Origin of the sequence: Microbacterium sp. GbtcB4 (assembly GCF_019091465.1) — a bacterium.
GTDB classification, from domain to species: Bacteria; Actinomycetota; Actinomycetes; order Actinomycetales; family Microbacteriaceae; genus Microbacterium; species Microbacterium paraoxydans.
Genome location: NZ_JAGXJJ010000561.1, coordinates 1 through 236, shown reverse-complemented (window position 1 = coordinate 236; position 236 = coordinate 1). Strand labels below are relative to the sequence as shown.

Here is a 236-nt window from a genome sequence, read left to right as displayed (position 1 = left end):
CGGCGACCCCTCCGCGGAGCCGGTGCAGCGCGTCGCCGACCAGCGGGACGAGCTTGTACAGCAGTCCCGCGAGCGAGACGACGGCGCTGATCAGGTTCTTCACGAGCGCGCCGCCGACCGTGTCGAACTCCGCGGCGGAGTTCGCGAACCGCTCGAGGTCCTTGAGCTTCGCCAGCGGGTTCACCGACCATCCGAACAGGTCCTCGGCGAATCGGCTGAGGCGGCCGAGGAAGGCG

1 protein-coding gene is annotated in these 236 nt (G+C 70.3%); it reads right to left on the bottom strand.

Annotated features, from left to right (window positions below; translation table 11 throughout):
- A partial coding sequence (locus tag KVS71_RS18825; protein WP_217585293.1) for a hypothetical protein occupies nucleotides 1–236 on the bottom strand: 236 nt, incomplete at both ends.